Source organism: Thermococcus sp. 4557 (assembly GCF_000221185.1).
In the GTDB taxonomy this organism is placed as follows: domain Archaea; phylum Methanobacteriota_B; class Thermococci; order Thermococcales; family Thermococcaceae; genus Thermococcus.
The window spans coordinates 894,586-918,737 of record NC_015865.1 but is presented as its reverse complement, the minus strand read 5'-3'; the positions used below and the strand labels follow the sequence as shown (position 1 = coordinate 918,737).

Here is a 24,152-nt window from a genome sequence, read left to right as displayed (position 1 = left end):
GTGAGAGAGATGCCGATAGACGCGTGGGTAAGGGAAGAGGTTGAGATTCCAGAGGGAGTCGAGGTCACCGTTGAGGGGAACACCGTCAAGGTCAAGGGTCCCAAGGGCGAGCTCAAGAGGGAGCTCAAGTATCCGGGCGTTCAGATATTCACCGAGGACGGCAAGGTCGTCGTCTTCAAGGAGTTCCCGAGGAAGAGGGACATAGCCATAGCCAGGACCTTCAAGGCCCACATAGCGAACATGCTCAGGGGAGTCACCGAGGGCTTCACCTACAAGCTCAAGGTCGTTTACAGCCACTTCCCGATGACCGTCAAGGTCCAGGGCAACGAGGTCGTCATCGAGAACTTCCTCGGTGAGAAGAACCCGAGGAGGGCGAAGATCCTTCCGGGAGTCACCGTCAGGGTCTCCGGCCAGGAGGTCATCGTTGAGGGCATAGACAGGGAAGCGGTTGGCCAGACCGCGGCCAACATCGAGCAGGCCACCAAGATAACCAAGTGGGACAGGCGTGTCTTCCAGGATGGTATCTACATCGTTGAGAAGGCTGGTAAGCCGATAAAGTTCTGAGGTGTGAGAAATGAACGAGAAGGCGAGACTCCTTAGGATAAGGGCCAGGATCAAGAGGAAGAAGCCCCGCTTCCTCCGCCAGGAGTGGTGGAGGTTCCCCAAGTTCAAGAACGACCCGAAGTGGCGCAGGCCCAAGGGAATCGACAGCAAGATGAGGCTCAAGAAGAAGGGCAAGCCCCGCTCACCCAGCATCGGCTGGAGCTCCCCGAAGGCCGTTCGCGGTCTCCACCCGAGCGGGTACGAGGAAGTCCTCGTCCACAACGTCAAGGAGATAGAGGCCATCGACCCGACCAGGCAGGCCGCAAGGATAGCGAGAACCGTTGGTGCCAGGAAGAGAGAGGCCATACTCGCCAGGGCCAGGGAGCTCGGCGTGAAGGTACTCAACCCGTGAGGTGAGGCTCATGCTCAAGATGCAGAGAAGGATTGCCGCTGATTTGTTGAAGTGCGGTGAGAACAGGGTCTGGATTGACCCGGAGAGGATTGACGACGTCGCCGCCGCCATAACCAGGGAGGACGTGAGGAGGCTCATCAACGACGGCGTCATCAAGAAGAAGCCCGTTAAGGGCCAGAGCAGGGCCCGTGCCAGGGTCTACCAGGAGGCCAGGAAGAAGGGCCGCCACAGGGGCCCCGGAAGCAAGAAGGGTAAGAAGACCGCCAGGATGGGCAAGAAGGAGCGCTGGATGATGACCATAAGGGCCCTCAGGAAGGAGCTCAGGAAGCTCAAGGCCGAGGGCAAGCTCGACGAGCACACCTACAGGAGGCTCTACATCCGCGCCAAGGGCGGTCAGTTCAAGAACAAGAGGCAGCTCTACATGTTCATGCAGGAGCACGACATACTGAAGGAGTGAGGTGAGAGAGATGGCACACGGACCGAGGTATAGGGTTCCGTTCAGGAGAAGGAGAGAGGGTAAGACTAACTATCACAAGAGGCTCGCCCTCCTCAAGTCTGGAAAGCCCAGGCTTGTCGTGAGGAAGACCCTCAACCACCACGTCGCCCAGATCGTCGTCTACGACCCGAAGGGCGACAGGACTGTCGTTTCGGCTCACACCAGGGAGCTCATGAGGGACTTCGGCTGGAAGGGCCACGGCGGCAACACCCCGAGCGCCTACCTGCTCGGTCTCCTGATAGGCTACAAGGCCAAGAAGGCCGGCATCGAGGAGGCCATCCTTGACATAGGTCTCCACCCACCGACCAGGGGTTCAAGCATCTTCGCCGTCCTCAAGGGAGCCGTTGATGCGGGCCTGGACGTTCCGCACAGCGAGGAGATTTACCCTGAGGACTACAGGATAACCGGCGAGCACATAGCGAACTACGCCAAGGCCCTCAAGGAGGAGGACGAGGCCCTCTACAGGAAGCAGTTCAGCGGCTACCTCGTCAAGGGCCTCGAGCCCGAGAAGCTCCCCGAGCACTTTGAGGATGTTAAGGCTAAGATAATCGAGAAGTTTGAGGGGGCGAGAGAATGAGCGACCCGAGAGAGATTACTCAGCGCGTCCTTGAGGAGTGGGAGCCGAGGACCAAGCTCGGCAGGCTCGTCAAGGAGGGTCAGATAACTGACATTCACGAGATATTCCGCAAGGGCTACCAGATCAAGGAGCCGGAGATAGTTGACGTCCTCCTCCCGGAGGTCAACATGAGGGAGAACCAGGAGGTCCTCGACATAGCCCTCACCGTCAGGATGACCGACAGCGGCAGGAGGATCCGCTTCAGGGTTCTCGCCGCTGTGGGCAACAGGGACGGCTACGTCGGCCTCGGAATCGGCCACGGGAAGGAGGTTGGAATAGCCATCAGGAAGGCCATCAACTACGCCAAGATGAACATCATCGAGATCAAGCGCGGCTGTGGTTCATGGGAGTGCAGGTGCAGGAGGCCGCACTCAATCCCGTTCGCCGTCGAGGGCAAGGAGGGAAGCGTTCGCGTCAAGCTCATGCCGGGACCGCGTGGACTTGGTCTCGTTATCGGTGACGTCGGCAAGAAGATACTCAGCCTCGCCGGCGTCCAGGACGTCTGGTCCCAGACCCTCGGTGAGACGAGGACCACCGTTAACTTCGCTAAGGCGGTCTTCAACGCGCTCTACAACACCAACAGCGTCGCCGTCAAGCCGGAGGACATCGAGCGCTACGGCATAATCGTTGGAAGGGAGATGTCCACCAGCTTCCAGGTTGAGTGAGGTGAGAAAAGATGGCAAAGCTCGCACTCATCAGGCTTAGGAGCGGGATAAGGGCGAAGGGTGAGGTCAGGGACACCCTCGCCATGCTCCGCCTCCACAGGATAAACCACCTCGTCCTCGTCGACGACAACCCGAGCTACAAGGGAATGGTTCAGAAGGTCAAGGACTACATCACCTGGGGAGAGATCGACGCCGAGACCCTCGCCGCCCTCCTCAGGAAGAGGGGCAGGCTCATCGGCAACAAGCCGGTTACCGACGAGTACGTTCAGGAGAAGCTCGGCATGACCATCGAGGAGTTCGCCAAGAAGGTTGTCGATGGCGAGATGAAGCTCACGGACCTCCCGAGCATCAAGCCGGTCTTCAGGCTCCACCCGCCGAGGGGCGGCCTCAAGGGCGGCAAGAAGCGCACCTTCAAAGAGGGCGGAGCGCTCGGCTACCGCGGCGAGAAGATAAACGAGCTCATTGAGAGAATGCTCTGAGGTGGCGAGAGATGATAAGGAGGAAGAAGAAGGTTAGGAAGCTCCGCGGAAGTCACACTCACGGATGGGGCTGCAAGAAGAAGCACCGCGGCGGCGGTAGCAAGGGCGGTAAGGGAATGGCCGGAACCGGAAAGAGGAAGAACACCAAGTGGACCTGGGTCATCAAGTACGCCCCGGACCACCTCGGCAAGCGCGGCTTCCACAGGCCCAAGGCCGTCCAGTACACCCCGAATACCATAAACCTCAGCGACATAGACGAGAACCTCACCCTCTTCCTTGACATGGGCGTCGCCTACGAGGAGGAGGGAAAGGTCGTAGTTGACACCACCCAGCTCGGCGTCGACAAGGTTCTCGGAACCGGCAGGCTCAGCAGGCCCCTCGTTGTTAAGGCCTACTACGTTACCCCAAAGGCCGAGGAGAAGATCAAGGCCGCTGGCGGCGAGGTTCTCCTCGCCTGATTCCCCTTTAATTTAACTTTTGGCGGGTGTTAATCATGGGGTTCAGAAACGTAGTGTTCGCGATTGAAAGGTACTTCCCAGAGGTTGAGCGGCCCAAGAGGCACGTGCCGCTTAAGGAAAAGTTCATGTGGACAGGGATCGTTCTGCTGCTGTACTTCATTCTCGCGGAGATTCCGCTCTACGGAATTCCCGCCCAGATCCAGGACTACTTTGCCACGCTCAGATTCGTGCTTGCGGGAAGGAGCGGTTCCCTCCTGACCCTTGGTATCGGTCCGATCGTCACCGCGAGCATTATCATGCAGCTTCTCGTCGGTTCCGAGATAGTTCACCTCGATCTCTCGAATCATGAGGATAGGAGATTCTACCAGGCCAGCCAGAAGCTCTTCGCAGTGTTTATGAGCTTCTTCGAGGCGGCCATCTACGTGTTCGCAGGTGCGTTTGGTAAGGTTGACATGGGACTCGGAGCGTTCCAGACAGTAACGACACCCGCCGGACAGGTTTACATAGGCCTGGGTCTTGGAATACTCATAATACTCCAGCTCGGCTTTGCATCTGTCATGCTCATACTCCTGGACGAGCTTGTTAGCAAGTGGGGAATAGGAAGCGGTATCAGTCTCTTCATCGCCGCGGGTGTTTCCCAGACCGTCGTCACCAAGGCGCTCAACCCGTTCACCACCAGCCAGTACATGGACCCGGTCACCGGAGGCCCCGCCATAATCGGTGCCATTCCAGCGTTCATACAGCACCTGCTCCACGGTGACTTAACCGGAGCCCTCTACAGGGGCACCCTGCCGGACATGATGGACGTCCTTGCCACCATAGTGGTGTTCCTCGTGGTCGTTTACCTCGAGAGCATGCGCGTTGAGATACCGCTCAGCTACGGCCGCGTCACCGTCCGCGGAAGGTACCCGATAAGGTTCATGTACGTCAGCAACATACCGATCATCCTCACCTTCGCCCTCTACTCAAACATCCAGCTCTGGGCCAGGCTCCTCAACAACTACGGCTACACCTTCCTCGGAACGTTTGATGAGAACGGATACCCGCTTACGGGATTCGTCACCTACCTCTACCCGCCGAGGGACATCTACCACGTCATAGCCGACCCCGGAAGGGCCCTCGTCTACGCGCTGATGACGATATTCTGGGCAATACTCTTCGGATTCCTGTGGGTCGAGCTGACGGGCCTTGACGCCAAGAGCATCGCCAGACAGCTTCAGAGGGCAGGGCTGCAGATACCAGGGTTCAGGCGCGACCCGAGGATACTCGAGAGGGTGCTCAACAGGTACATTCCCTACGTTACCTTCTGGGGTTCGTTCACGCTGGCGATAGTCGCAGTGCTGGCGGACTTCCTGGGTGCCCTCGGTACCGGAACGGGAATCCTCCTTACGGTCGGTATCCTCTACAGGCTCTACGAGGAGATTGCGAGGGAGCAGGCCACTGAGATGTTCCCCGCACTCAGGAAGTTCTTTACGAAGTGAGCCCTTTCTTTTCTTTCACAAAACCTTTTAAACTCGGTCCTGTTACTTTCTCCAGAAACCTTCCTGGGTGAGCGTGATGCCGTTTGTGGTCATGATAACAGGAATTCCAGGGGTGGGGAAGAGCACCATAACCAAGCTCGCACTCAAGAAGTCCCGGGCCAAGTTCAGGCTCGTCAACTTCGGAGACCTGATGTTCGACGAGGCCGTCGGGGCGGGACTGGTGAGGCACAGGGATGAGATGAGGAAGCTGGACCCAAACGTCCAGAAAGAGCTTCAGATGAAGGCCGCGAGAAGGATAGTCGAGATGTCCCAGCGCGAGCCCGTCCTGATCGACACCCATGCGACGATAAGGACGCCAGTGGGCTACCTCCTCGGTTTCCCCAGGGAGGTTATCGAGGTCATAAACCCCAACTTCATCGTCATAATCGAGGCGGCACCGAGCGAGATACTAGGAAGGCGTCTGCGCGACCTGAAGCGCGACCGTGACGTGGAGACCGAGGAGCAGATACAGAGGCACCAAGACCTGAACCGCGCCGCCGCGGTCAGCTACGCGATGCACTCCAACGCGCTCATAAAGATAATCGAGAATCATGAGGATAAGGGCCTCCAAGAGGCCGTTCACGAGCTTGTTGAAGTACTTGATCTGGCGGTGGGAGAATATGATTGAGGGGATATACGCGTTCCTTGATAATATATTCGGACCTATGATACAGTCATACCACCCAATAGTGGTGGTCACGGTATCGGGAATAATCCTCGGTGGGTTCTTCACGATACTGAACTACGTCCTTGTGGACCAGAACAAGATGAAAATGCTCCAGAAGAAGAGCAAGGAGTTCCAGAAGAAGTACAAGGAAGCCCAGGCTGCGAAGGATGAGAAGAAGCTCAAGAAGCTCCAGCAGGAGCAGATGGAGCTCATGAAGCTTCAGAGTGAGGTCATGAAGGATCAGATGTTCAAGGTTACCCTCCTGACGCTGCCGATATTCTGGATATTCTTCGGCTGGCTCAGGAGGTGGTACGTCGAGGTTGGTATCGTGAAGTCACCCTTCGACTTTTTCCTCTTCGACTGGTTCCACGGCCTCTATCACTCGGGGCTTCCAGCCAGCGAGCTCGGTTACGTTGGATGGTACATCATGACGTCCATGATAACCGGCTACGTTCTCAGGAAGCTCCTCGATATGGGTTAAATTTAAAAACGATTTCCTGAAAGGAAAGGCGAGGTGAGAAGAATGAAGCCGATGTACAGGTCAAGGTCATGGAGAAGGAAGTACGTCAGGACCCCTGGCGGAAGGACCGTCGTCCACTTCGAGAGGAAGAAGCCCAAGGTCGCCCACTGCGCCATGTGCGGCAGGCCGCTCAACGGTTTCCCGCGCGGCAGGCCCAGCGAACTCAGAAAGCTCCCGAAGACCGCCAAGAGGCCGGAGAGGCCCTACGCTAACCTCTGCCCGAGCTGCATGAGGAAGGTCATGAAGGCCCAGGTCAGGGCGGGCGTTGCCCTCTGATTTCGGATGAGGTGCTAATATGCCCAAGGGCTGCCTCGTGATAACCGTCAGCGGCCTGGCAGGCTCGGGAACGACCACTCTCTGCCGCAATCTCGCCAGGCACTACGGGTTCAAACACATCTACGCCGGGCTCATCTTCCGGCAGATGGCGAAGGAGATGGGCATGACCCTGAAGGAGTTCCAGGAGTACGCCGAGCTTCACCCCGAGATCGACCGCGAGGTTGACAGGAGGCAGGTGGAGGCAGCCAAGGAGTGCAACGTCGTTATTGAGGGCCGCCTCGCAGGCTGGATGGTCAAGGAGGCAGACCTTAAGATATGGCTCGACGCCCCCATGATGGAGCGTGCAAGGCGCGTTGCCCGCCGTGAGGGAGTCTCCGTTGAGGAGGCCTTTGTGGGAATTGCCGAGCGTGAGAAGGGCAACAGGAAAAGGTATTTAAACCTCTATGGAATTGACATCGACGACAAGTCGATTTATGACTTGATCATAAATACCGCCCATTGGAATCCCGATGGCGTCTTCGCGATTGTGAAGGCCGCCATCGACCACCTATACCCCGACGGTGACGCGGGGTCGGGTGCAAACCCGGGCAACAAAAGATGAGGAGGTGGGATGAATGCCAGCTATGGAAGTCGGAAGGCTTGCCGTTATAATCGCCGGAAGGAGGGCCGGAGAGAAGGTCGTCGTCGTTGACGTCATCGACAGGAACTTCGTCCTCGTTACCGGCGCTGGCCTCAACAAGGTCAAGCGCAGGAGGATGAACGTCAAGCACCTCGAGCCCCTTCCGGAGAAGGTCAGCATCGAGCGCGGCGCCGACGACGAGGCCGTCAAGGCCGCCCTTGAGCAGGCTGGAATCAGCCTCGAGTGAATTGTTGAGGCCTTCTGGCCTCTTCTTACTTCTCAACGCTTTTAAGTCGCTTTTCGAAGTTCTTCCGGTGGTTGCATGAGAACGGCACTCGTTACCTGTGCCACCGGCAATATTGAGAGACTTCTCGTCGAGGGACTCGTAGGGAACGGATACCACGTTATGGGGATTGCTCGGCATTCACCTGCAGGTTCAAATACTAAGCTCAGGTTTATAAGGCGCTATTCCGAACTTAGGGCGATAACGCTCATCGGGTGATGCTCATGGCGAGGGACGAAGTGAGGAGGATCCTTCCCGCTGACATAAAGCGAGAGGTTCTGGTTAAGGACGAGAAGGCCGAGACGAATCCGAAGTGGGGCTTTCCGCCGGAGAAGAGGCCCATGGAGATGCACATGCAGTTCGGGATAATAAACCTCGACAAGCCCCCCGGACCGACGAGCCATGAGGTCGTTGCCTGGATCAAGAGGCTCTTCGACCTGAACAAGGCCGGCCACGGCGGAACCCTCGACCCGAAGGTCAGCGGCGTTCTGCCTGTGGCGCTTGAGAGGGCCACAAGGGTCGTCCAGGCCCTCCTGCCTGCTGGAAAGGAGTATGTCGCGTTGATGCACCTCCACGGTGACGTTCCTGAGAATAAAATCCGCGCGGTTATGAAGGAATTCGAGGGCGAGATAATCCAGAGGCCGCCCCTGAGGAGCGCGGTCAAGAGAAGGCTGAGGACGAGGAAGGTCTACTACATTGAGATACTCGAGATCGATGGTAAGGACGTCCTCTTCCGCGTTGGAGTCGAAGCAGGAACCTACATCAGGTCGCTCATCCACCACATAGGCCTTGCCTTGGGAGTTGGAGCGCACATGGCCGAGCTGAGGAGGACGAGAAGTGGTCCCTTCAAGGAGGACGAAACCCTCGTGACGCTCCACGACCTCATAGACTACTATCACTTCTGGAAGGACGACGGCATCGAGGAGTACTTCAGGAAGGCCATCCAGCCGATGGAGAAAGCCGTTGAGCATCTCCCCAAGGTGTGGATTAGGGACTCTGCCGTTGCCGCTGTAACCTACGGTGCCGACCTGGCCGTTCCGGGAATAGTGAAGCTCAACAAGGGCATCAAGAGGGGCGACCTCGTTGCGGTCATGACCCTCAAGGATGAACTCGTTGCACTCGGCAAGGCCACCATGACAAGCGGTGAGATGCTCCAGCGGAGCAAGGGTATAGCGGTTGACGTGGACAAGGTCTTTATGCCAAGGGACTGGTATCCCAAACTCTGGTGAGGGACTTGTCCCAGCTTTTTCACTTTCTCGATACCTTTTCTTCCCCGGTTGAGACCCGAGGGGTAGGGCTCCTTGTGAGGTTCATCCTCCTCTGGTTCTGGCTCGATGTTCTGCTCTTTCTGCTCCTCGGCCTTCTTGAGTGCTCCCCCAGAAACGTCCTCAGTTCGGTGATACTCCTCCTCGTGTGGCTCACGGCGGTAGCTTTACCCAGGGTTTTTGGAAAATCGGAGTGGTCTGGGAACCATCCAGGTTTCGCGTATCTTCTTGCCGTTTTTCTGATGGCGCTGTTTGAGGAAACGCTGGTAACCCTGAACGGGGGTGGACTCGGGGGCAGGGCGACAAGCTTGGCGCACGATCTGACGATATCCGTTCCGGTCTTCGTGGGGATTGGGACGGGGCTTTACCTGGCTCATCGTATAGTGCCGATGTCGCGCGGTGAGTTCTTCCTCTTTGGAGCAATCTTTGGATTCTTCATCGAAATGGTCCTGAACGGTGCCTGGAGCGGCTTGGTGCTGCTCGGCGGGGGTGCCATGGGGCTCTACGGCATGATACTATCCGCCCGCACGCCGGTGGTTGAAAGGCCGGCACCGCTGGGGGTTAAGAAGGTCCTAATCGTTATGTCCCTCGGAACGGCCTTCATGCTCGTTGGAGCTGTGGTTGGGGACACCCTCTGGCGTTTGGCTGGAGGTTCACCTTTATAAACCCCTCAACGAAGCACCCCACATGAGCCACTACTACTCAGAAGAGCCGAACGTTCCACTGAAGACGAAGACCATAGAGGTCTGCCTCAGGGGGCAGTGTTTCAAGTTCATAACCGCCAGTGGGGTCTTTTCATTCGGGAAGCTCGACAGGGGAACGGAGTTGCTCATAGAGAGCATGATACTCGATGAGGGCTGGCGCGTCCTCGACCTGGGCTGCGGCTACGGGGCGATAGGAATTGCTGCATCGCGCTTCGTGAGCCATGTCGTCATGACCGACGTGAACAGGCGCGCGGTTAGCATAGCGAGGAAAAACTTAAAAATCAACGGCGTTAGAAACGCCGAGGTGAGGTGGGGAAGCCTCTACGAGCCCGTCAGGGGCGAAAGGTTCAACGCGATCATCACTAATCCCCCGGTACACGCGGGGAAGGAAGTGCTGAGGGAAATAGTTATAAACGCTCCCCGGCATCTCAACGATGGAGGCCTCCTGCAGCTGGTGATTAAGACGAAGCAGGGGGCAAAGTATATTAAGGCTCTAATGGATGACCACTTCACCGAAGTGAGAGAGCTGGCTAAGGGGAGCGGCTACCGCGTGTATGCCGGGATCGCCTAGCCTGGGATGGCGCGGGCCTTGAGAGCCCGTGTCCGCTTGGACACCGGGGTTCAAATCCCCGTCCCGGCGCCAAAATCCTCTCTGAAGGATTGAGATGGAGGTGTATTCGTAATGACGGACAACTTCAGACACATCGTCCGTGTAGCGGGAGTTGATTTGGACGGAAATAAGCAGCTGAGATGGGCCCTCACGGGCATCAGGGGTATAGGCATAAACTTCGCTACGATGGTGCTCAGGGTTGCAGGAATCGACCCGTACATGAAGACCGGTTACCTGACCGACGAGCAGGTCAAGAAGATTGAGAAGGTGCTCGAGGACCCGATCGCCCACGGTATACCCGCCTGGGCCGTTAACAGGCAGAAGGACTACGAGACCGGCAAGGACATGCACCTCATCACCGCCAAGCTCGTCATGGCCTGGCGTGAGGACGTTAACAGGCTCAGGAGAATACGCGCTTACCGCGGCATAAGGCACGAGCTCGGCCTCCCGCTCCGCGGCCAGAGGACCAGGTCGAACTTCAGGCACGGCAGCACCCTCGGTGTGAGCAGAAGGAAGAAGTGAGGTGATGTAGATGGGAGACCCTAAGAGGCAGAGGAAGAGGTACGAGACTCCCTCTCACCCCTGGATTAAGGAGAGGCTCGACCGTGAGAGAGTCCTCATGAAGAAGTACGCCCTCAAGAACAAGAAGGAGCTCTGGAGGCACGAGACCCAGCTCAAGGAGTTCAGGCGTAGGGCCAGGCGCCTCCTTGCCGCCCGCGGCAGGCAGGCCGAGGTTGAGAGGGCCCAGCTCCTCCAGAGGCTCAACAGGCTCGGTCTCCTTCCGGCCGATGCCGCTCTCGATGACGTTCTCTCCCTGACGGTTGAGGACGTCCTCGACAGGCGCCTTCAGACTCTCGTCTACAAGAAGGGCCTCGCCAGGACCATCGGACAGGCCAGGCAGCTCATAGTTCACGGCCACATCGAGATAAACGGCCAGATAATACGCTCTCCTGGCTACCTCGTCCTCAGGGAGGAGGAAGACACCATAACCTACTCGAAGGCCTCTCCTTTCGCTAAGGAGAGCCACCCCGAGAGGATGGTTATTGAACAGGCTAAGCAGGGTGAGGCCTCATGAGCGAGGAAGTTCAGCAGCAGGTTAACCTTAAGAAGAAGGAGAAGTGGGGAGTTGCCCACATCTACTCCTCCTACAACAACACCATCATCCACATCACCGACCTCACCGGGGCCGAGACCGTCAGCAGGTGGAGCGGTGGTATGGTCGTCAAGGCCGACAGGGACGAGCCCTCCCCGTACGCGGCTATGATAGCCGCCAGGAGGGCCGCCGAGGAGGCCATGGAGAAGGGCTTCACCGGAGTCCACATCAAGGTCCGCGCCCCCGGTGGAAGCAGGAGCAAGAGCCCGGGACCGGGTGCCCAGGCCGCCATCCGTGCCCTCTCCAGGGCCGGCCTCAGGATCGGAAGGGTTGAGGACGCCACCCCGATTCCGCACGACGGCACTAGGCCGAAGGGCGGAAGAAGGGGCAGGCGCGTCTGACCCCCAACAACTTCTTTTTTGGTGATGCCGATGGAGCCAAAGTTTCAGATTCTTGAGAAAAGGGAGGACTCGATTAAGTTCATCGTTGAGGGAGTTGATGTGCCCTTCGCCAACGCCCTGAGGAGGACCATCCTCGCGGACGTCCCGACCTTTGCGGTGGATGAGGTTGAGTTCTTCGAGAACGATTCCGCCCTCTTCGATGAGATAATCGCCCACAGGGTGGGTATGATACCGCTCACCACTCCCCACGAGAGGTTCTCCCTCGATTCACTTGAGCTTGACGAGTACACGGTTACGCTCTCCCTCGAGGCAGAGGGCCCCGGAATGGTTTACTCCGGCGACCTTAAGAGCAGCGATGAGGGCGTGAAGCCCGCCAACCCCAACATCCCGATAGTCAAGCTCGCCGAGGGTCAGAGGCTTACGTTTAACGCCTACGCAAAACTCGGCCGCGGAAAGGACCACGCCAAGTGGCAGCCCGGCTTCGTCTACTACAAGTACCTCACCAGGATTCACGTTAGCAAGGAAGTTCCCGACTGGAAGGAGCTCAAGGAGCTCGCCGAGAGGCGCGGTCTTCCGGCGGAGGAGACCGACGGGGAGCTCGTTATAACCACGATCAAGGCGTTCTACCTTCCACGGAAGTTTGACGCCTACGTGGGGGAGAAAATCTGGGAGGAGACCGTACCCAACGCCTTTGTCTTCACCGTCGAGACCAATGGGGAACTTCCGGTTGAGGAAATCGTGACCATAGCCCTCAAAATCCTCATGAGGAAGAGCGATAGATTTATAAGCGAACTCCATAAATTAGCGGACTGACGCGGGGGTAGCCGAGCCTGGCCAAAGGCGCGGGATTCAGGGTCCCGTCCCGTAGGGGTTCCGGGGTTCAAATCCCCGCCCCCGCACCAGTATTTACGCTCACCCCGTTGGACCTGTCGGTTTCCCACCTGCGAGAGAGTGTTAAGGAGGTATGTTCATGGTCAAGAGAACCGGACCCACTGACATCAACCTGAGGAGGCTCATCCGCTACCTCAGAAAGAAGTCTAACGAGGAAGGGGTTAAGATATGGAAGGACATAGCCTGGCGCCTTGAGGGGCCCAGGAGGCAGAGGGCTGAAGTGAACGTCAGCAGGATCAACCGCTACACCAAGGACGGCGACACCGTCATCGTTCCCGGAAGCGTCCTCGGTGCAGGAAAGCTCGAGCACAAGGTCACCGTTGCCGCCTGGAAGTTCAGCGAGACGGCCAAGAAGAAGATAGTCGAGGCCGGTGGAGAGGTCCTCACCATTGAGGAGCTCATCGAGAGAAACCCGAAGGGTAGTGGAGTAATCATAATGGAGTGATGGGCCATGAGGATAATTAACGCTGAAGGACTCATACTCGGAAGGCTCGCCTCGAAGGTCGCCAAGATGCTCCTCGAGGGCGAGGAGGTCGTCATTGTCAACGCCGAGAAGGCCATCATCACCGGAAACCGCGAGGACATCTTCGCCAAGTACAAGCAGAGGACCGGACTGAGGACCAGGACCAACCCGAGGAAGGGTCCGTTCTACCCGAAGAGGAGCGACGAGATAGTCAGGAGAACCGTCAGGGGAATGCTCCCCTGGAAGACCGACCGCGGAAGGAAGGCCTTCAAGAGGCTCAAGGTTTACGTCGGTGTTCCGAAGGAGTTCGAGGGCAGGGAGCTTGAGACCATAAGCGAGGCCCACAGCTCGAGGATCGCAACCCCGAAGTACGTTACCGTTGGAGAGGTTGCCAAGTTCCTCGGTGGAAAGTTCTGAGGTGAGAGAAAATGAAGGTCATCCAGACTGCTGGTAAGAGGAAGACGGCCATCGCGAGGGCCACCATCAGGGAAGGAAAGGGTCGCGTCAGGATCAACCACAAGCCGGTTGAGATAATCGAGCCGGAGATAGCACGCTTCACCATCATGGAGCCGCTCGTCATTGCCGGCGAGGAGATCGTTGGCAAGGTCGACATCGACGTCAAGGTCGAGGGCGGAGGCTTCATGGGTCAGGCCGAGGCTGCCCGCGTTGCCATAGCCAGGGCCCTCGTTGAGTGGACCAACGACATGAACCTCAAGGACAAGTTCATGAAGTACGACAGGACCATGCTCGTCGGCGACAGCAGGAGAACCGAGATGCACAAGCCCAACCGCTCGACCAAGGGTCCGCGCGCCAAGAGGCAGAAGTCCTACCGCTGATGGCTTTCCTTTAATATTCATTCGAGAAGGTGATACGGGTGATAGTCCCCGTCAGGTGCTTCACGTGTGGAAAGGTCATAGGAGACAAATACTACGAGTTTAAGGCCCGCGTTGAGAAGGGCGAGGATCCCGAGAGGGTGCTCGACGACCTCGGGATCGAAAGGTACTGCTGCAGGAGGACCCTCCTCAGCCACGTCGAGCTCGTGGACAGCGCCATGAAGTACAGGGTGTATTAAAAACCGCACTTCTTGGGGGGCCGTGGGGTAGCTTGGTCTATCCTCCCGGCTTGGGGTGCCGGAGACCCGGGTTCAAATCCCGGCGGCCCCACCAAATGTTTGCAATGGATGTTTGATGCGGAATGTGGAAGGCAGGGGTGGTAGTCATGTTTAAGTATACCCGCTTTGAGAAGGCCCGTATCATCGGAGCAAGGGCCCTCCAGATAGCGATGGGTGCGCCCATACTCATCGACGTCCCGGAAGGAATCACGCCGCTCGACGCCGCGATGCTCGAGTTTGAGAAAGGGATAATCCCGCTCACCGTAATAAGGCCGAGCTGATGAGAGATGACCGTGATAGAGAACGTGATCGGCAGGGTTGCGGTGCTCAAGGGTGGCAGATACTCCGTTGAAGTAGACGTCGTGACGAGCTCCGGCTTCGGCCGCTTTGCCGCGCCCGTGGACGAGAACCCGAGCCTCTACATAGCCGAGGCCCACAGGGCGGTCAGCGAGGTCGACGAGATAATTGGGCCCGAGCTGATAGGCTTCGATGCCAGCGAGCAGGAGCTCATAGACAGCTACCTCTGGGAGATAGACGGCACCGAGAACTTCAGCCACATAGGGGCCAACACCGCGCTGGCGGTCTCAATAGCGGTCGCCAAAGCTGCCGCAAGCGTCAAGAGGATGCCCCTCTACAACTACATCGGCGGAACCTTCACCACCGAGCTTCCGGTTCCGATCCTTGAGATTGCGAGCGGTGAGGCCTTCGACTACTACGTCATGGTCAGGGACCTCATGGAGATAACCGACGTCGTCGATGCGGTTAACAAGGTCCTTGAGCATGCCGAGGCCGGTACGGTGGAGGCCTTCTCTAAGGCCACCGAAAAAGCAACCGACGAACTCGGCCTCGAGGTTGCCCTCGGCCTCGTGCAGAGGGTTCCAATGGATATGGAGGAAGTGCTCTCCATAGTCGAGGACAACAACGTGGCCTACATAAAGCCTCTCGGTGACGAGGAGCTGTTCCTCGAGCTGATAGCCGGCACCCACGAGGTGTTCGTTGACGGCGAGCACCTCTTCCGCGAGAAGGACATACTGGACAGGCGCTACTACAACGCCCTGTCGATAAAGCCGATAAACCTAGGCACGCTCACCGACTTATACAACCTCGTGAACGACGCGAAGTCGGAGAGGATAACCCCCATCCTCGCGGAGGCTCGCTACGAGTCCTCCGACGAGGCCCTGGCCCACGTTGCAGTGGGCCTTCGCTGTCCGGCGATGGTGCTCCGCAAGGATTCCATCGCCAAGCTGAACGAGCTGATTCGCATAGCCGAAGATTTGGGTGAAAGGGGTAGGATAATAACCTTTGAAGGATGAGGAGGTGTGAAGAATGGAGGAATACCTCGTTCCACTCGACCAGTACCTTGCTGCCGGTGTCCACATCGGAACCCAGCAGAAGACCCAGGACATGAAGAAGTTTATTTACCGCGTCAGGCAGGACGGCCTCTACGTGCTTGACGTCAGGAAGACCGACGAGAGGCTCAGGGTCGCCGGCAAGTTCCTTGCCAAGTTCGACCCCGAGAACATTCTCGCCGTCAGCGTCAGGCTCTACGGACAGAAGCCGGTCAAGAAGTTCGGCGACGTCACCGGCGTCCGCTCGATACCCGGCCGTTTCCTCCCGGGAACCATGACCAACCCGCAGGTCAAGAACTTCATGGAGCCGGACGTCCTCATCGTCACCGACCCGAGGGCCGACCACCAGGCCATGAAGGAGGCCATCGAGATCGGCATACCGATAGTGGCCCTCGTCGACACCGAGAACTTCCTCAGCTACGTCGACGTTGCGATCCCGACCAACAACAAGGGTAGGAAGGCCCTTGCTCTCATCTACTGGATCCTCGCGAGGGAGATACTCTACAACAGGAAGGAGATCGAGAGCAGGGAGGACTTCAAGGTTCCGGTCGAGGACTTCGAGATGAGGATTATCAGGACCTGAGGGGAAGATTTTTAACGCCCCTCGCTTTACACTCCCTCGCGCGGGGGTGCCCGAGCCTGGCCAAAGGGGGCGGACTTAAGATCCGCTGCCGAAGGGCTACGCGGGTTCGAATCCCGTCCCCCGCACCAAAGCTTTAAAAGCCGAGTCGTGTAGGTGAAGACGGTTTAAGATCATGAGGTGATCACGATGGCGAGATTCCCCGAGGCTGAGGCCAGAATCTTTAGGAAGTACGTGTGCATGCGCTGCGGTGCCACTAACCCGTGGAAGGCCAAGAAGTGCAGGAAGTGCGGCTACAAGGGTCTCCGCCCGAAGGCGAGAGAGCCGCGTGGTGGAATGGGACGCTGAAGTCCCTATCTTTGCTTCCTATTTCTACGTTTCTCAATTCTATGCTTTTCTGGGAAACCCTGGGAACCTTCAGAAGCCCAAAAATTATTTGCGGGCAGTCGCCCTTCAGGCGCCCTTCAGCTTCGCGACCATGTCCTCAAGAAAGGCTATTCCGTCCTCCAGAAGCTTCTCTCCCTCGGGAGTGAGTTTGTAGTACTTCCTTGAGGGCTTCCCCGTCTGGCTCTCCTGCCACTCCGCGGTAACGTACCCCTCCTTCTCGAGCTTGTAGAGGACAACGTAGGAGCTGACGGTCGCGGGCTCGAAGTTGAACGCCTCCCGTATCCTCTCTTTCAGTTCGTAGGCGTACATGGGCCTCTCCCGAAGTAGCCGGAGTATGTACAGCCAGAGAACCTCCTTGGTTATCTTGTTCTTGAGCCTTTCCATGGGGGTTGTCATGCTCTCACCCGACTTTTATGGTCTGTAAATATTTTGGCTTCGTTTAATTTAAACGTTTTGGCAACAGGTTTTTATCCGATGAAGTGCAAGGATTTTAGGGTGGTAGAATGGAGTTCGACCTGAACGCCATGATGGGCGATATGGGAGTTGGAGCCGTGGTTGGGTTTGTAACCGGCTATGCCGTCAAGAAGATGATGAAGCTGGCGCTTGCCCTCATCGGTGCCTACGTTGCCAGTTTGCTGTGGCTTGAACAGAAGGGTGTTCTCATAATCGATAAGGACAGGCTCTTCAATCTCGTTGGCGACTGGACGCACGAAATCATGACCGCGGGCCAGAAGTTCATGGCCCTCCTGCCCGGCACCGCCGCTTTCGTTGGAGGGTTTGCGCTGGGATTCCACAAAGGGTGATTCTGCTTTTTTCTTCCAGGTTTCTCTTGAAATCCTCTTTTGGGCCATCAGTCGGTTTCTTAGGGCATATCCTGAATGAAATGAATCATTGCACAATACGCCAGGACAAAACATCATCGGATCAAACCTGGGAGAACAGACGTCATCAGAAGATTGTGTGATGGCGGACCGGCGGGGATTTGAACCCCGGACCTGCGGCTTAGGAGGCCGCCGCCCTATCCTAGCTAGGCTACCGGTCCACTGCCCGCTATTCCCTCCAAGGGAAGGGTATTTAAAGTTTACGGTCTACTCGGATGGGGGTGGGATACTGTGGACGAACTCGACCTGAGGATACTCTCGCTGCTTCAGGAAAACGCCCGCCTGTCGTACCGTGAGATAGCGCGGGAGCTCAAAGTGGCCGTTGGAACCGTGTACAACCGCATCAAAAGGATGGAAGAGGAGGGTGTAATCAGGGGGTTTGCCCCGATCCTTGACTACGAGAAGCTTGGCTTTGGACTGACCGCGGTCATAGGCGTCAAGGCCAAGGGGAGACGCATCTTGGATATAGAGCGCGAGATAGCCAAAAACGAGAGGGTAATGCTGGTCTACGACATAACCGGTGAGTTCGATATAGTCCTGGTGGCGAAGTTCAGGGACAGGGCAGACATGAACCGCTTCGTTAAGTGGCTGCTCTCCCTTGAGGGAGTGGAAAAAACGAACACGAGCGTTGCGATGCAGGTGGTTAAAGAGGACACAAGGTTGAGGCTAACGGAGGACTAGAACCTCGTCCAGGAACCGCTTCGCAAAGTCGTCGAAGCTCTCAACCGGAAGGATGACTTCCTTTCCGTTGACTCTGCCCTCAAAAATCAGGTTTCTCGCCGTTATCTCAAGTATCTTTTTGAAGTCGGGGTTTTCCGCGATGGTGTCCCTGAGAACCCTCGTGAACTCTGCCTCCTCCGCGTGCCGCACCACGCCCTCTATGACCACCTCTTTCCCGCACTCCTCCTCGGTGCATATGAATTTAAAAGGGAGGCCGGGTTCGACCTCCACCGGAATCGTCAGGCCGTCGGCGTTGTATATGAACACCTTCATGGGAATCACTCCAGCCTTATGAGGCTCTCCACGGGGATGCTGTACTCCTCACGCAGCCGCTCTATAACGTCCCCGACGCTTATGAGGAAGAACATCCCGACGGGCTTCGCACCAGCCTGCCGGCACATCTCCAGGAGCGCCCTCTGGGTCTCGCCGCTCCTTATGACGTCGTCAACTATGAGGACGTTTTCGCCCTTCTTGAGGGCCCACTGCGGGAGGTACAGCGTCGTGACGCTTCCCGAGGCGCTCGGAACATAGCTGACCTCGTAGAACTTCTCAACGCCGACTTCCTTCTTCTTCTTGGCGTAGACAACATCGACGTTCAGCTCCCTCGCCACGTGGACGCCGAGGGCTATTCCGTCCGTCGCGGCCGTGAGGACCCTATCGACGTTCTTGTCCATGTACCTGCCCGCCACGTCTTCCGCTATGAGGCTCATCAGGGCCGTGTCGCTGAGAACGGGCATGTTGTCAAAGAACCCATACTCGTCGAATTTTATCCTCTTCCTGACCTCCTCCTCTATGTTGATGTACGGGAGGAGCAGGTTGAGGAGCTCCTTCGTTCTCTCGGCGCTCGGCAGGACCTTTCCCCTCACGTACCTGTTCAGCACTGTGATGGGGAGGCCCGTTATCTTGGAGAGCTCCTCGTAGGTGTAGGTCTTCTTGAGCAGTCTGAGCACCCTGACCAGTCTCAGCTTCTCCTGCACGGACTTCAGCTGACTCACGCTCTCACCTCCGGTGCCCCTGAATTAACAAGAAAATGTATAAATAGGTTTCGGTCACTCCCGGCTCTTCACAACTTTCCTGCGGTACTCCTCTATGACGTCGCCGTACTCCCTGAGGAGGAACTCCTTTGTCACGGGCTCCCCCTCGGGGTGGTCGATGCCGGGGCAGAAGGAGTCCTTTTTGGCGTATATCTCAATCTTTTTTCCGTGTTTCACGAAGATGAAGGGGTAGAGCCTGCACGCGAGGGGCCGGTGGTCGTAGATTTTGCAGCGCATGGTCTCGGGATCAAGGAAAACGCAGCCCCCGTCGAAGGGACGCTTTTTGAGGGCGTAGCTGAGGAACTTGTCCCCGCGGTAGAACATCTTATCGTAGTCCACGAATTCCCAGGCACTGTAGCCCAGTTCCTCTATCCTGGCTATATCCTCATCTCGGATGGGTATCTCCAGCTCGTAGCAGCACTTCCCGCAGTTTTCGAGGCACTTAAATTTAAAGGTGGGGTCGTGCTCGACCTCTAGGGTCTCGAGGTCGATGGTGGCAACCCACCGCCTCTCCAACCCCTCACCCCCTGTAGGAGCTGGCTATCAGCGTCTCCGTCATTTCGATGTTCTTTATCCTCCTCAGAACCTCGTCGTGGAACCTGTCCAGCTCCTCTATGCTGCCGACCTCCACGCGTAGGATCAGGTCGTACTCACCGTAGACCCGGTATATCTCGTTTATCTTCTCGTTGCCCTGCAGGGTCTCGTAGACCTTCTCCTCGGTTCCGGGCTTAACAACAACCAGGACAAACGCTTCCATCATAGGCCGAACCCCCCGAAGTTAAACCTCTTAGCCATCTTGGCCAGCTTCCTCTTGTCCATACTCTTGAACATCTTCTTCATCTGATTGTACTGGTTGAGGAGCTCCCTTACTTCGGCGGTGCTGGTTCCCGAGCCGCGGGCTATGCGTTTGATCCTCGAGTAGTTGATTATCTCCGGGTGCTCGAGCTCCTCCTCGGTCATGGAGTCCATTATTACCCTGTACCTCCGGAGCTTCTCCTCGCCCACCCTCACGGCGTCATCCGGCAGGGAGTAGCCCAGTCCCGGGATCATCTGGAGGACCTGCTTCAGCGGCCCCATCTTCTGCATCGCCTCGAGCTGGGCGTACATGTCCTTCAGGTTGAACTTGCCCTTGAGGAACTTCTCGAGGTCTTCCTCGCTGACGGCCTGCTGTTTCTGGAGCTCCTCGAGCTTCTCCAGGAGCCCCTCGATGTCTCCCATTCCCAGGAGCCGTGAAACAAAGCGCTTCGGATCGAAGGCCTCGAGGTCGTCTATCCTCTCGCCAACACCGATGAACTTTATCGGGGCGCCGGTTGCGGCGACGGCCGAGAGTGCACCACCACCCTTGGCCGAACCGTCGAGCTTGGTGACTATTATCGAGCCTATCGGCGTTGCTTCCTTGAACGCCAGGGCCTGGTTATACGCCTGCTGACCGATGGTTCCGTCTATGACGAGTATGACCTCGTGGGGCTTTATGGCCTGGCTTATCTGCTTCATCTCCTCTATAAGGCCGGACTCCTCCTTGTGCCTTCCTGCGGAGTCCACGATTATGACATCCACGTCCTTCCCCTTGAAGTACTCGACGCCCTCGTATGCGAGCTTGACCGCGTCCTTCTCCTCGGGATCGCCGGAGACCTCTATTCCGTACGGTTCGAGGAGCTGCTTAAGCTGGTAGTAGGCTCCCGGACGCCAGGTGTCCGAGCAGACGACGCCCACCTTGTAGCCCCTCTTCTGAAGGTGCCTAGCGAGTTTCGCCACGCTGGTTGTTTTACCTGAACCCTGAATGCCGACGGTGAGCAGCACGGTGGGTTTCTCTTTTATCTCGAGGGGTTTGGACTCCTTTCCGAGAAATTTGGTCAGCTCCTCGTAGACTATCTGAATTATGTGCTCCTTCTTTGAAGCCCCTGCTGGGGGCTCCTCCTCAAGGGCCCTCTTTTCTATGGTTTTGGTCAGCTGAAGAACGAGCCTTACGTTAACGTCTGCCTGGATGAGTGCCCTCTGGATATCTCGCACTACCTCCTTTATCGTCGCCTCGTCCACGGTCTTCGAGCGGGCGAGCTTTTTCAGGGCGCTGTTCAGTGCCTTCCCAAGCTTCTCTAGGGCCATTTTCTCTCACCGTAGTGATGGCGTCTCCAAAGTTTATAAACAGTTGGGTTGGCTCCCGGAACAATGTAATGTTCTAATGTGCGCTTTTTTCATAATCGGAAATGTTTGAGCAGATTTCATCGAACATATATGTTCATTCAACTACAAAGGCGGACGACATTGCTTTTTTGAAGGAATAAAGAACTCCAAGTAGCATTTATGGAAATTTGGGGGCTGACAAAGCTTTTAAACCTCTGCAGAACCAGATACTATTGAAAACGGCGGAACGGAGGTGACACGGATGATGTGGATGGCCCACCTGTACGGATACATGCTCGAGAGGGAGATGGAGAGGAGGAAGCGCAAGTCCATCCCCGAGGAGCTTGCTTACGTTGAGATGCTGAGGGCTTGATGGTTGAATCATCCCTCACTTTAATAAGGTGCGGTTCTATTTTTACCCGGTGGTGTTATGAGGATCCACTATGAGTGCATCGCTTGTGCCGTTAACCAGGCCCAGAAGATAACCGAGATGAGTGCCGGGGACCTTGAAAAGCGCAGGAAGGCCATGCTTTTCGTGGCCGGGAAGCTTGGCGAGCTCTTCAGGGAGGATTCCATTCCCGCGGTGAGCGGGGGCATGCTCTTCCTTGAACTGTACCGCTTCCTTGGGGACGATGACCCGTTCAGCGGCTACAAGGAGACCTCCACGAGGCTGGCTAGGAGGGCTGCCGAGGATCTCGGGGTTCCGGGGGACTTCAAAACCGCCCTCAAGCTGGCGATAGCGGGCAACATCATAGACTTCGCCGTTGGCTACGACCCATCGAAGATAGAGGAGGACATCGTTGGGGTGACCCGGGAGGAGCTTAGGATAGACCACAGCGATGAGCTTCTCAGGGCGCTCGAGAACGCCGGGGTGCTGCTCTACCTCACCGATAACTGCGGGGAGGTGTACTTTGACAGGCTGCTGCTCGAGTTCATACGCGGGAGATTTCCCGACCTTGGGATATACGTGGCCGCGAAGGACGGCCCGATAATCAATGACGCCACGGTCAGGGATCTGCTGGAGGCGGGGTTCGACGAGTTTGCTGAGGTCATCTCCACGGGCTCCAGGCTTCCGGGCACTCCCCTGGAATACGCCTCCGAGGGGTTCAGGAGAATCTTCAACGCCGCCGACGTCATAATCGCCAAGGGACAGGCCAACTTTGAGACCCTGAGCGACCTGGGGGACAGCAGGGTGTTCTTCCTTCTCAAGGCCAAGTGCGCTCCAATCGCTCGCGAGCTTGGCGTCGAGAGGGGCTCGCTGCTCTGTGTGAGGGGCGGAAAAATAGACGATTGACGATATTATCTTTGACGAATGTCTATTAGAAACCTTTTTATATTTTCAAGTGGTATATAATAATGGTGATATCTGTGACAACGGTAATTCGGAAAGATGCCGAAAGGTTTTTGAGGGAGTTAAAGGCTCATTACGGCGATGCCTGGAGGATGCCGCGCAGTAGCTACCTGTCCAAGCCAGATTTCGTTGTGGTGGACCCCAAGAGCGGCAAAAAGACAAAAGTAAGCTTCGTTTCCCTTGACGATGGTGAAGTTGTCGGCGTCGTTTACGACGATCTTGGCTGAACTTTCGCTTTTTGACTAATTGTGTCTATTCTGTTTTGGCCGTTGGAAACCATTAAATACTTCCATATCGTAAATTTTCCGGTGGAAATAATGGCCGCCGATGTTTACCGCGAGGCCCTTCGGCTGGCCTCTGATATACGGGACAAGTACCTGCGAGCAGTCACCTACGCTAAAATTGGCTATTACATGCACAAAGCCAAGAATCCCGAGTACGGAACTGCGTTTAAGTACGCCTTCAACGCGGTAGCCTCCATCGAGAACCCGGTTCTGGCAGTCAGGGCCCTCATGGAGATAGGCACCTACCTTCAGCTGGCGGGGAAGAAGACGTCCAGAAAAGTCTTCGGACAGGCCCATGAGGCAGTGCTCGACTTTCCCCAGCCTCTCCGCGACGACCTCCTCAGTGAGTTTGTAGTGCGGCTTCTGGAGCTTGACCTGGTCGATGATGCCCTCTTCTACGTTGCAGACATCGAGGATACAGTAAAGCGCAACGACCTCCTTTTGAAGATACTCCGTGCGTATCTGAACATAGGCAACATGCGCAGGGCTGCGAGGATCATCGAACAGATTGACGAGGAGCCCTGGCACTCAATAGCGGCCATCGAAGCGGTGAAGGAGCACCTTAAACGGGAGGAGTTCGGCAGTGCAATACGTGCCCTGTCAGAACTCAGGAGCGACTACTGGCTCGGCGAGGCCATGAGGGAGGTCGCGGTATATCTGAAAACATCCGACGTCCCCAAGGCAACCTACGAGAAGTTTGTGGATATAGCGCTGTCCCTCTCCGGTGAGACTGGTTCGGATGTTCTCAACTCCCTTCTAATCGGCCTTGGGAACCAGGGTGAGCTCGAGTTCGTCATGGGGATACTGAAACGGTTGCCTCCCGAGCAGAGAACCGCTGTGCTCGAGGGAATCGTCAAGGTATCTGCGGACAGGGAGGAGATACTCTCCAGGCTGCTGGAGCTCCTGGAGGGGGAGGAGTTTGAACACATAGCTGGTTTTGTGGTGGATCAGCTGCTCTCCAGGCCCATCAGCGAGAGATACTCCGGTCTCGTTAAGTCGATAGGTGAGAGAACTCGGGAGGATGCGGTCCTCGTCAAAGTCGCCACGTACCTCTCCAAGCTCGGGGACTTTGACGGTGCGTGGGAATTCGCCTCCCGTGTTCGCGGCCACTACCTCCGTTCGCTGGCATTTGGCAGCATAGCCGTGGCGAAGCTCAATGCCGGGGATATAGACGGGGCCATTGACGCCGCCCTTGAGGTGAAGGACGCCAAGTGGGGCTCCTGGCTCCTCAGCGAGATACTGACGAAGATACTGGAACTCCAGACAGAGGGGGAGGTCAGGGAGGACATCGAGGAGCGGGCGGAGTACCAGAGGGGGCTCTGGGAAAAGGGCTAACGTTTTAAGACCGCCGCC

The 24,152-nt window shown here is 56.9% G+C and carries 40 protein-coding genes and 5 tRNA genes; 38 read left to right on the top strand and 7 right to left on the bottom strand.

Going from position 1 to position 24,152, the window contains the following annotated elements; genetic code table 11:
* Positions 1–9: 9 nt before the first annotated feature.
* The 33 genes from GQS_RS04820 (at position 10) to GQS_RS04665 (ending at position 16,369) form a co-directional block, all read left to right on the top strand.
* On the top strand, positions 10–564 hold the full coding sequence (locus tag GQS_RS04820; protein WP_014012544.1) for a 50S ribosomal protein L6: 555 nt from the start codon (positions 10–12) through the stop codon (positions 562–564).
* A 10-nt stretch (positions 565–574) separates the two neighbouring features.
* Complete coding sequence (locus tag GQS_RS04815) at positions 575–955, top strand: 50S ribosomal protein L32e (protein WP_014012543.1); 381 nt, start codon at positions 575–577, stop codon at positions 953–955.
* 10 nt (positions 956–965) lie between these two features.
* On the top strand, positions 966–1,412 hold the full coding sequence (locus tag GQS_RS04810; RefSeq protein WP_014012542.1) for a 50S ribosomal protein L19e: 447 nt from the start codon (positions 966–968) through the stop codon (positions 1,410–1,412).
* Between the two features lie 10 nt (positions 1,413–1,422).
* Positions 1,423–2,028, top strand: coding sequence for a 50S ribosomal protein L18 (locus tag GQS_RS04805; RefSeq protein WP_014012541.1), 606 nt, complete (start codon positions 1,423–1,425; stop codon positions 2,026–2,028).
* Complete coding sequence (gene rpsE, locus GQS_RS04800) at positions 2,025–2,732, top strand: 30S ribosomal protein S5 (RefSeq protein ID WP_014012540.1); 708 nt, start codon at positions 2,025–2,027, stop codon at positions 2,730–2,732. Before GQS_RS04805 ends, rpsE begins: the two co-directional genes overlap by 4 nt.
* 11 nt (positions 2,733–2,743) lie before the next feature.
* Positions 2,744–3,211: a 50S ribosomal protein L30 gene (locus GQS_RS04795; RefSeq protein ID WP_014012539.1), complete on the top strand. Its 468-nt coding sequence runs from the start codon at positions 2,744–2,746 to the stop codon at positions 3,209–3,211.
* An 11-nt stretch (positions 3,212–3,222) separates the two neighbouring features.
* The gene (locus GQS_RS04790) at positions 3,223–3,669 is read left to right on the top strand and encodes an uL15 family ribosomal protein (RefSeq protein WP_014012538.1); all 447 of its coding nucleotides are present in this window, start codon (positions 3,223–3,225) and stop codon (positions 3,667–3,669) included.
* Between the two features lie 35 nt (positions 3,670–3,704).
* Positions 3,705–5,150, top strand: a complete 1,446-nt coding sequence (gene secY, locus GQS_RS04785; RefSeq protein WP_014012537.1) for a preprotein translocase subunit SecY — start codon at positions 3,705–3,707, stop codon at positions 5,148–5,150.
* Between the two features lie 76 nt (positions 5,151–5,226).
* The gene (locus GQS_RS04780; protein WP_014012536.1) at positions 5,227–5,817 is read left to right on the top strand and encodes an adenylate kinase; all 591 of its coding nucleotides are present in this window, start codon (positions 5,227–5,229) and stop codon (positions 5,815–5,817) included.
* A complete protein-coding gene (locus tag GQS_RS04775; protein ID WP_014012535.1) occupies positions 5,810–6,337 on the top strand; it encodes a DUF106 domain-containing protein in 528 nt (175 codons plus the stop codon). The genes GQS_RS04780 and GQS_RS04775 overlap by 8 nt, the downstream gene beginning before the upstream one ends.
* A gap of 42 nt (positions 6,338–6,379) precedes the next feature.
* Positions 6,380–6,652 carry a 50S ribosomal protein L34e gene (locus GQS_RS04770; protein WP_014012534.1) on the top strand — a complete coding sequence of 91 codons (273 nt, stop codon included), beginning with the start codon at positions 6,380–6,382 and terminating at the stop codon, positions 6,650–6,652.
* 19 nt (positions 6,653–6,671) lie between these two features.
* Positions 6,672–7,253 carry a (d)CMP kinase gene (cmk, locus tag GQS_RS04765; RefSeq protein WP_014012533.1) on the top strand — a complete coding sequence of 194 codons (582 nt, stop codon included), beginning with the start codon at positions 6,672–6,674 and terminating at the stop codon, positions 7,251–7,253.
* 13 nt (positions 7,254–7,266) lie between these two features.
* Entirely contained in the window at positions 7,267–7,518 is a 252-nt protein-coding gene (locus tag GQS_RS04760; RefSeq protein ID WP_014012532.1) for a 50S ribosomal protein L14e, read from the top strand.
* Between the two features lie 75 nt (positions 7,519–7,593).
* A complete protein-coding gene (locus tag GQS_RS04755) occupies positions 7,594–7,773 on the top strand; it encodes a hypothetical protein (protein WP_048056526.1) in 180 nt (59 codons plus the stop codon).
* A gap of 5 nt (positions 7,774–7,778) precedes the next feature.
* Positions 7,779–8,783, top strand: coding sequence for an RNA-guided pseudouridylation complex pseudouridine synthase subunit Cbf5 (locus GQS_RS04750; protein ID WP_014012531.1), 1,005 nt, complete (start codon positions 7,779–7,781; stop codon positions 8,781–8,783).
* A 74-nt stretch (positions 8,784–8,857) separates the two neighbouring features.
* Entirely contained in the window at positions 8,858–9,484 is a 627-nt protein-coding gene (locus GQS_RS04745) for a hypothetical protein (protein WP_238515823.1), read from the top strand.
* Between the two features lie 22 nt (positions 9,485–9,506).
* Positions 9,507–10,094 (top strand): class I SAM-dependent methyltransferase, encoded by a 588-nt coding sequence (locus GQS_RS10820; RefSeq protein WP_014012529.1) that lies wholly within the window; start codon positions 9,507–9,509, stop codon positions 10,092–10,094.
* Positions 10,080–10,166: transfer RNA gene (locus tag GQS_RS04740), tRNA-Ser, on the top strand. The genes GQS_RS10820 and GQS_RS04740 overlap by 15 nt, the downstream gene beginning before the upstream one ends.
* A 39-nt stretch (positions 10,167–10,205) precedes the next feature.
* The gene (locus tag GQS_RS04735) at positions 10,206–10,655 is read left to right on the top strand and encodes a 30S ribosomal protein S13 (RefSeq protein WP_014012528.1); all 450 of its coding nucleotides are present in this window, start codon (positions 10,206–10,208) and stop codon (positions 10,653–10,655) included.
* Between the two features lie 10 nt (positions 10,656–10,665).
* Positions 10,666–11,208 (top strand): 30S ribosomal protein S4, encoded by a 543-nt coding sequence (locus GQS_RS04730; RefSeq protein WP_014012527.1) that lies wholly within the window; start codon positions 10,666–10,668, stop codon positions 11,206–11,208.
* Positions 11,205–11,627 (top strand): 30S ribosomal protein S11, encoded by a 423-nt coding sequence (locus tag GQS_RS04725; protein ID WP_014012526.1) that lies wholly within the window; start codon positions 11,205–11,207, stop codon positions 11,625–11,627. The genes GQS_RS04730 and GQS_RS04725 overlap by 4 nt, the downstream gene beginning before the upstream one ends.
* Before the next feature lie 30 nt (positions 11,628–11,657).
* The gene (locus GQS_RS04720) at positions 11,658–12,440 is read left to right on the top strand and encodes a DNA-directed RNA polymerase subunit D (protein WP_014012525.1); all 783 of its coding nucleotides are present in this window, start codon (positions 11,658–11,660) and stop codon (positions 12,438–12,440) included.
* Position 12,441: 1 nt separating this feature from the next.
* Positions 12,442–12,529: transfer RNA gene (locus tag GQS_RS04715), tRNA-Leu, on the top strand.
* 68 nt (positions 12,530–12,597) lie between these two features.
* Positions 12,598–12,963, top strand: coding sequence for a 50S ribosomal protein L18e (locus GQS_RS04710; protein ID WP_014012524.1), 366 nt, complete (start codon positions 12,598–12,600; stop codon positions 12,961–12,963).
* 6 nt (positions 12,964–12,969) lie between these two features.
* Positions 12,970–13,398 carry a 50S ribosomal protein L13 gene (gene rplM / locus GQS_RS04705; protein WP_014012523.1) on the top strand — a complete coding sequence of 143 codons (429 nt, stop codon included), beginning with the start codon at positions 12,970–12,972 and terminating at the stop codon, positions 13,396–13,398.
* An 11-nt stretch (positions 13,399–13,409) separates the two neighbouring features.
* Positions 13,410–13,817 carry a 30S ribosomal protein S9 gene (locus GQS_RS04700; protein ID WP_014012522.1) on the top strand — a complete coding sequence of 136 codons (408 nt, stop codon included), beginning with the start codon at positions 13,410–13,412 and terminating at the stop codon, positions 13,815–13,817.
* Between the two features lie 38 nt (positions 13,818–13,855).
* Positions 13,856–14,053: a DNA-directed RNA polymerase subunit N gene (locus tag GQS_RS04695; protein ID WP_014012521.1), complete on the top strand. Its 198-nt coding sequence runs from the start codon at positions 13,856–13,858 to the stop codon at positions 14,051–14,053.
* 16 nt (positions 14,054–14,069) lie between these two features.
* A tRNA-Pro gene (locus GQS_RS04690) sits at positions 14,070–14,147 on the top strand.
* A 52-nt stretch (positions 14,148–14,199) separates the two neighbouring features.
* Positions 14,200–14,373 (top strand): DNA-directed RNA polymerase subunit K, encoded by a 174-nt coding sequence (locus tag GQS_RS04685; protein ID WP_014012520.1) that lies wholly within the window; start codon positions 14,200–14,202, stop codon positions 14,371–14,373.
* 6 nt (positions 14,374–14,379) lie between these two features.
* Complete coding sequence (locus GQS_RS04680) at positions 14,380–15,405, top strand: hypothetical protein (protein ID WP_014012519.1); 1,026 nt, start codon at positions 14,380–14,382, stop codon at positions 15,403–15,405.
* A 13-nt stretch (positions 15,406–15,418) separates the two neighbouring features.
* A complete protein-coding gene (gene rpsB / locus GQS_RS04675; protein WP_014012518.1) occupies positions 15,419–16,024 on the top strand; it encodes a 30S ribosomal protein S2 in 606 nt (201 codons plus the stop codon).
* A gap of 40 nt (positions 16,025–16,064) precedes the next feature.
* A tRNA-Leu gene (locus GQS_RS04670) sits at positions 16,065–16,152 on the top strand.
* A 58-nt stretch (positions 16,153–16,210) separates the two neighbouring features.
* Positions 16,211–16,369, top strand: coding sequence for a 50S ribosomal protein L40e (locus GQS_RS04665; RefSeq protein ID WP_014012517.1), 159 nt, complete (start codon positions 16,211–16,213; stop codon positions 16,367–16,369).
* Between the two features lie 105 nt (positions 16,370–16,474).
* Here the strand turns inward: GQS_RS04665 and GQS_RS04660 are convergent, their stop codons facing one another.
* Complete coding sequence (locus tag GQS_RS04660) at positions 16,475–16,804, bottom strand: PadR family transcriptional regulator (protein WP_014012516.1); 330 nt, start codon at positions 16,802–16,804, stop codon at positions 16,475–16,477.
* A gap of 107 nt (positions 16,805–16,911) precedes the next feature.
* Between GQS_RS04660 and GQS_RS04655 the strand changes: the two genes are divergently transcribed.
* Positions 16,912–17,211 (top strand): FUN14 domain-containing protein, encoded by a 300-nt coding sequence (locus GQS_RS04655; RefSeq protein WP_014012515.1) that lies wholly within the window; start codon positions 16,912–16,914, stop codon positions 17,209–17,211.
* A 161-nt stretch (positions 17,212–17,372) separates the two neighbouring features.
* On the opposite strand, the gene GQS_RS04650 is transcribed toward GQS_RS04655, so the two are convergent.
* Positions 17,373–17,450, bottom strand: a tRNA-Arg gene (locus GQS_RS04650).
* Between the two features lie 70 nt (positions 17,451–17,520).
* Here GQS_RS04650 and GQS_RS04645 point away from each other — a divergent pair.
* Positions 17,521–17,970, top strand: coding sequence for an Lrp/AsnC family transcriptional regulator (locus tag GQS_RS04645; RefSeq protein ID WP_014012514.1), 450 nt, complete (start codon positions 17,521–17,523; stop codon positions 17,968–17,970).
* Here the strand turns inward: GQS_RS04645 and GQS_RS04640 are convergent.
* The 5 genes from GQS_RS04640 to GQS_RS04620 are packed head-to-tail and all read right to left on the bottom strand — an operon-like array spanning position 17,956 to position 21,146.
* Complete coding sequence (locus GQS_RS04640) at positions 17,956–18,282, bottom strand: hypothetical protein (protein ID WP_014012513.1); 327 nt, start codon at positions 18,280–18,282, stop codon at positions 17,956–17,958. The genes GQS_RS04645 and GQS_RS04640 overlap by 15 nt on opposite strands.
* 5 nt (positions 18,283–18,287) lie before the next feature.
* On the bottom strand, positions 18,288–19,004 hold the full coding sequence (locus tag GQS_RS04635) for a phosphoribosyltransferase family protein (protein WP_014012512.1): 717 nt from the start codon (positions 19,002–19,004) through the stop codon (positions 18,288–18,290).
* 54 nt (positions 19,005–19,058) lie between these two features.
* A complete protein-coding gene (locus GQS_RS04630) occupies positions 19,059–19,559 on the bottom strand; it encodes a YkgJ family cysteine cluster protein (RefSeq protein ID WP_014012511.1) in 501 nt (166 codons plus the stop codon).
* Positions 19,560–19,563: 4 nt separating this feature from the next.
* The gene (locus GQS_RS04625) at positions 19,564–19,803 is read right to left on the bottom strand and encodes an Lrp/AsnC family transcriptional regulator (RefSeq protein WP_014012510.1); all 240 of its coding nucleotides are present in this window, start codon (positions 19,801–19,803) and stop codon (positions 19,564–19,566) included.
* Positions 19,800–21,146: a signal recognition particle protein Srp54 gene (locus GQS_RS04620; protein ID WP_014012509.1), complete on the bottom strand. Its 1,347-nt coding sequence runs from the start codon at positions 21,144–21,146 to the stop codon at positions 19,800–19,802. Before GQS_RS04620 ends, GQS_RS04625 begins: the two co-directional genes overlap by 4 nt.
* 448 nt (positions 21,147–21,594) lie before the next feature.
* Between GQS_RS04620 and GQS_RS04615 the strand changes: the two genes are divergently transcribed.
* The 3 genes from GQS_RS04615 to GQS_RS04605 all read left to right on the top strand — a co-directional run bounded on the left by GQS_RS04615 (position 21,595) and on the right by GQS_RS04605 (position 24,134).
* Positions 21,595–22,458 carry a damage-control phosphatase gene (locus GQS_RS04615; protein WP_014012507.1) on the top strand — a complete coding sequence of 288 codons (864 nt, stop codon included), beginning with the start codon at positions 21,595–21,597 and terminating at the stop codon, positions 22,456–22,458.
* Between the two features lie 74 nt (positions 22,459–22,532).
* Positions 22,533–22,742: a hypothetical protein gene (locus GQS_RS04610; RefSeq protein WP_014012506.1), complete on the top strand. Its 210-nt coding sequence runs from the start codon at positions 22,533–22,535 to the stop codon at positions 22,740–22,742.
* Positions 22,743–22,832: 90 nt separating this feature from the next.
* The gene (locus tag GQS_RS04605) at positions 22,833–24,134 is read left to right on the top strand and encodes a hypothetical protein (protein WP_014012505.1); all 1,302 of its coding nucleotides are present in this window, start codon (positions 22,833–22,835) and stop codon (positions 24,132–24,134) included.
* Positions 24,135–24,152: the final 18 nt, after the last annotated feature.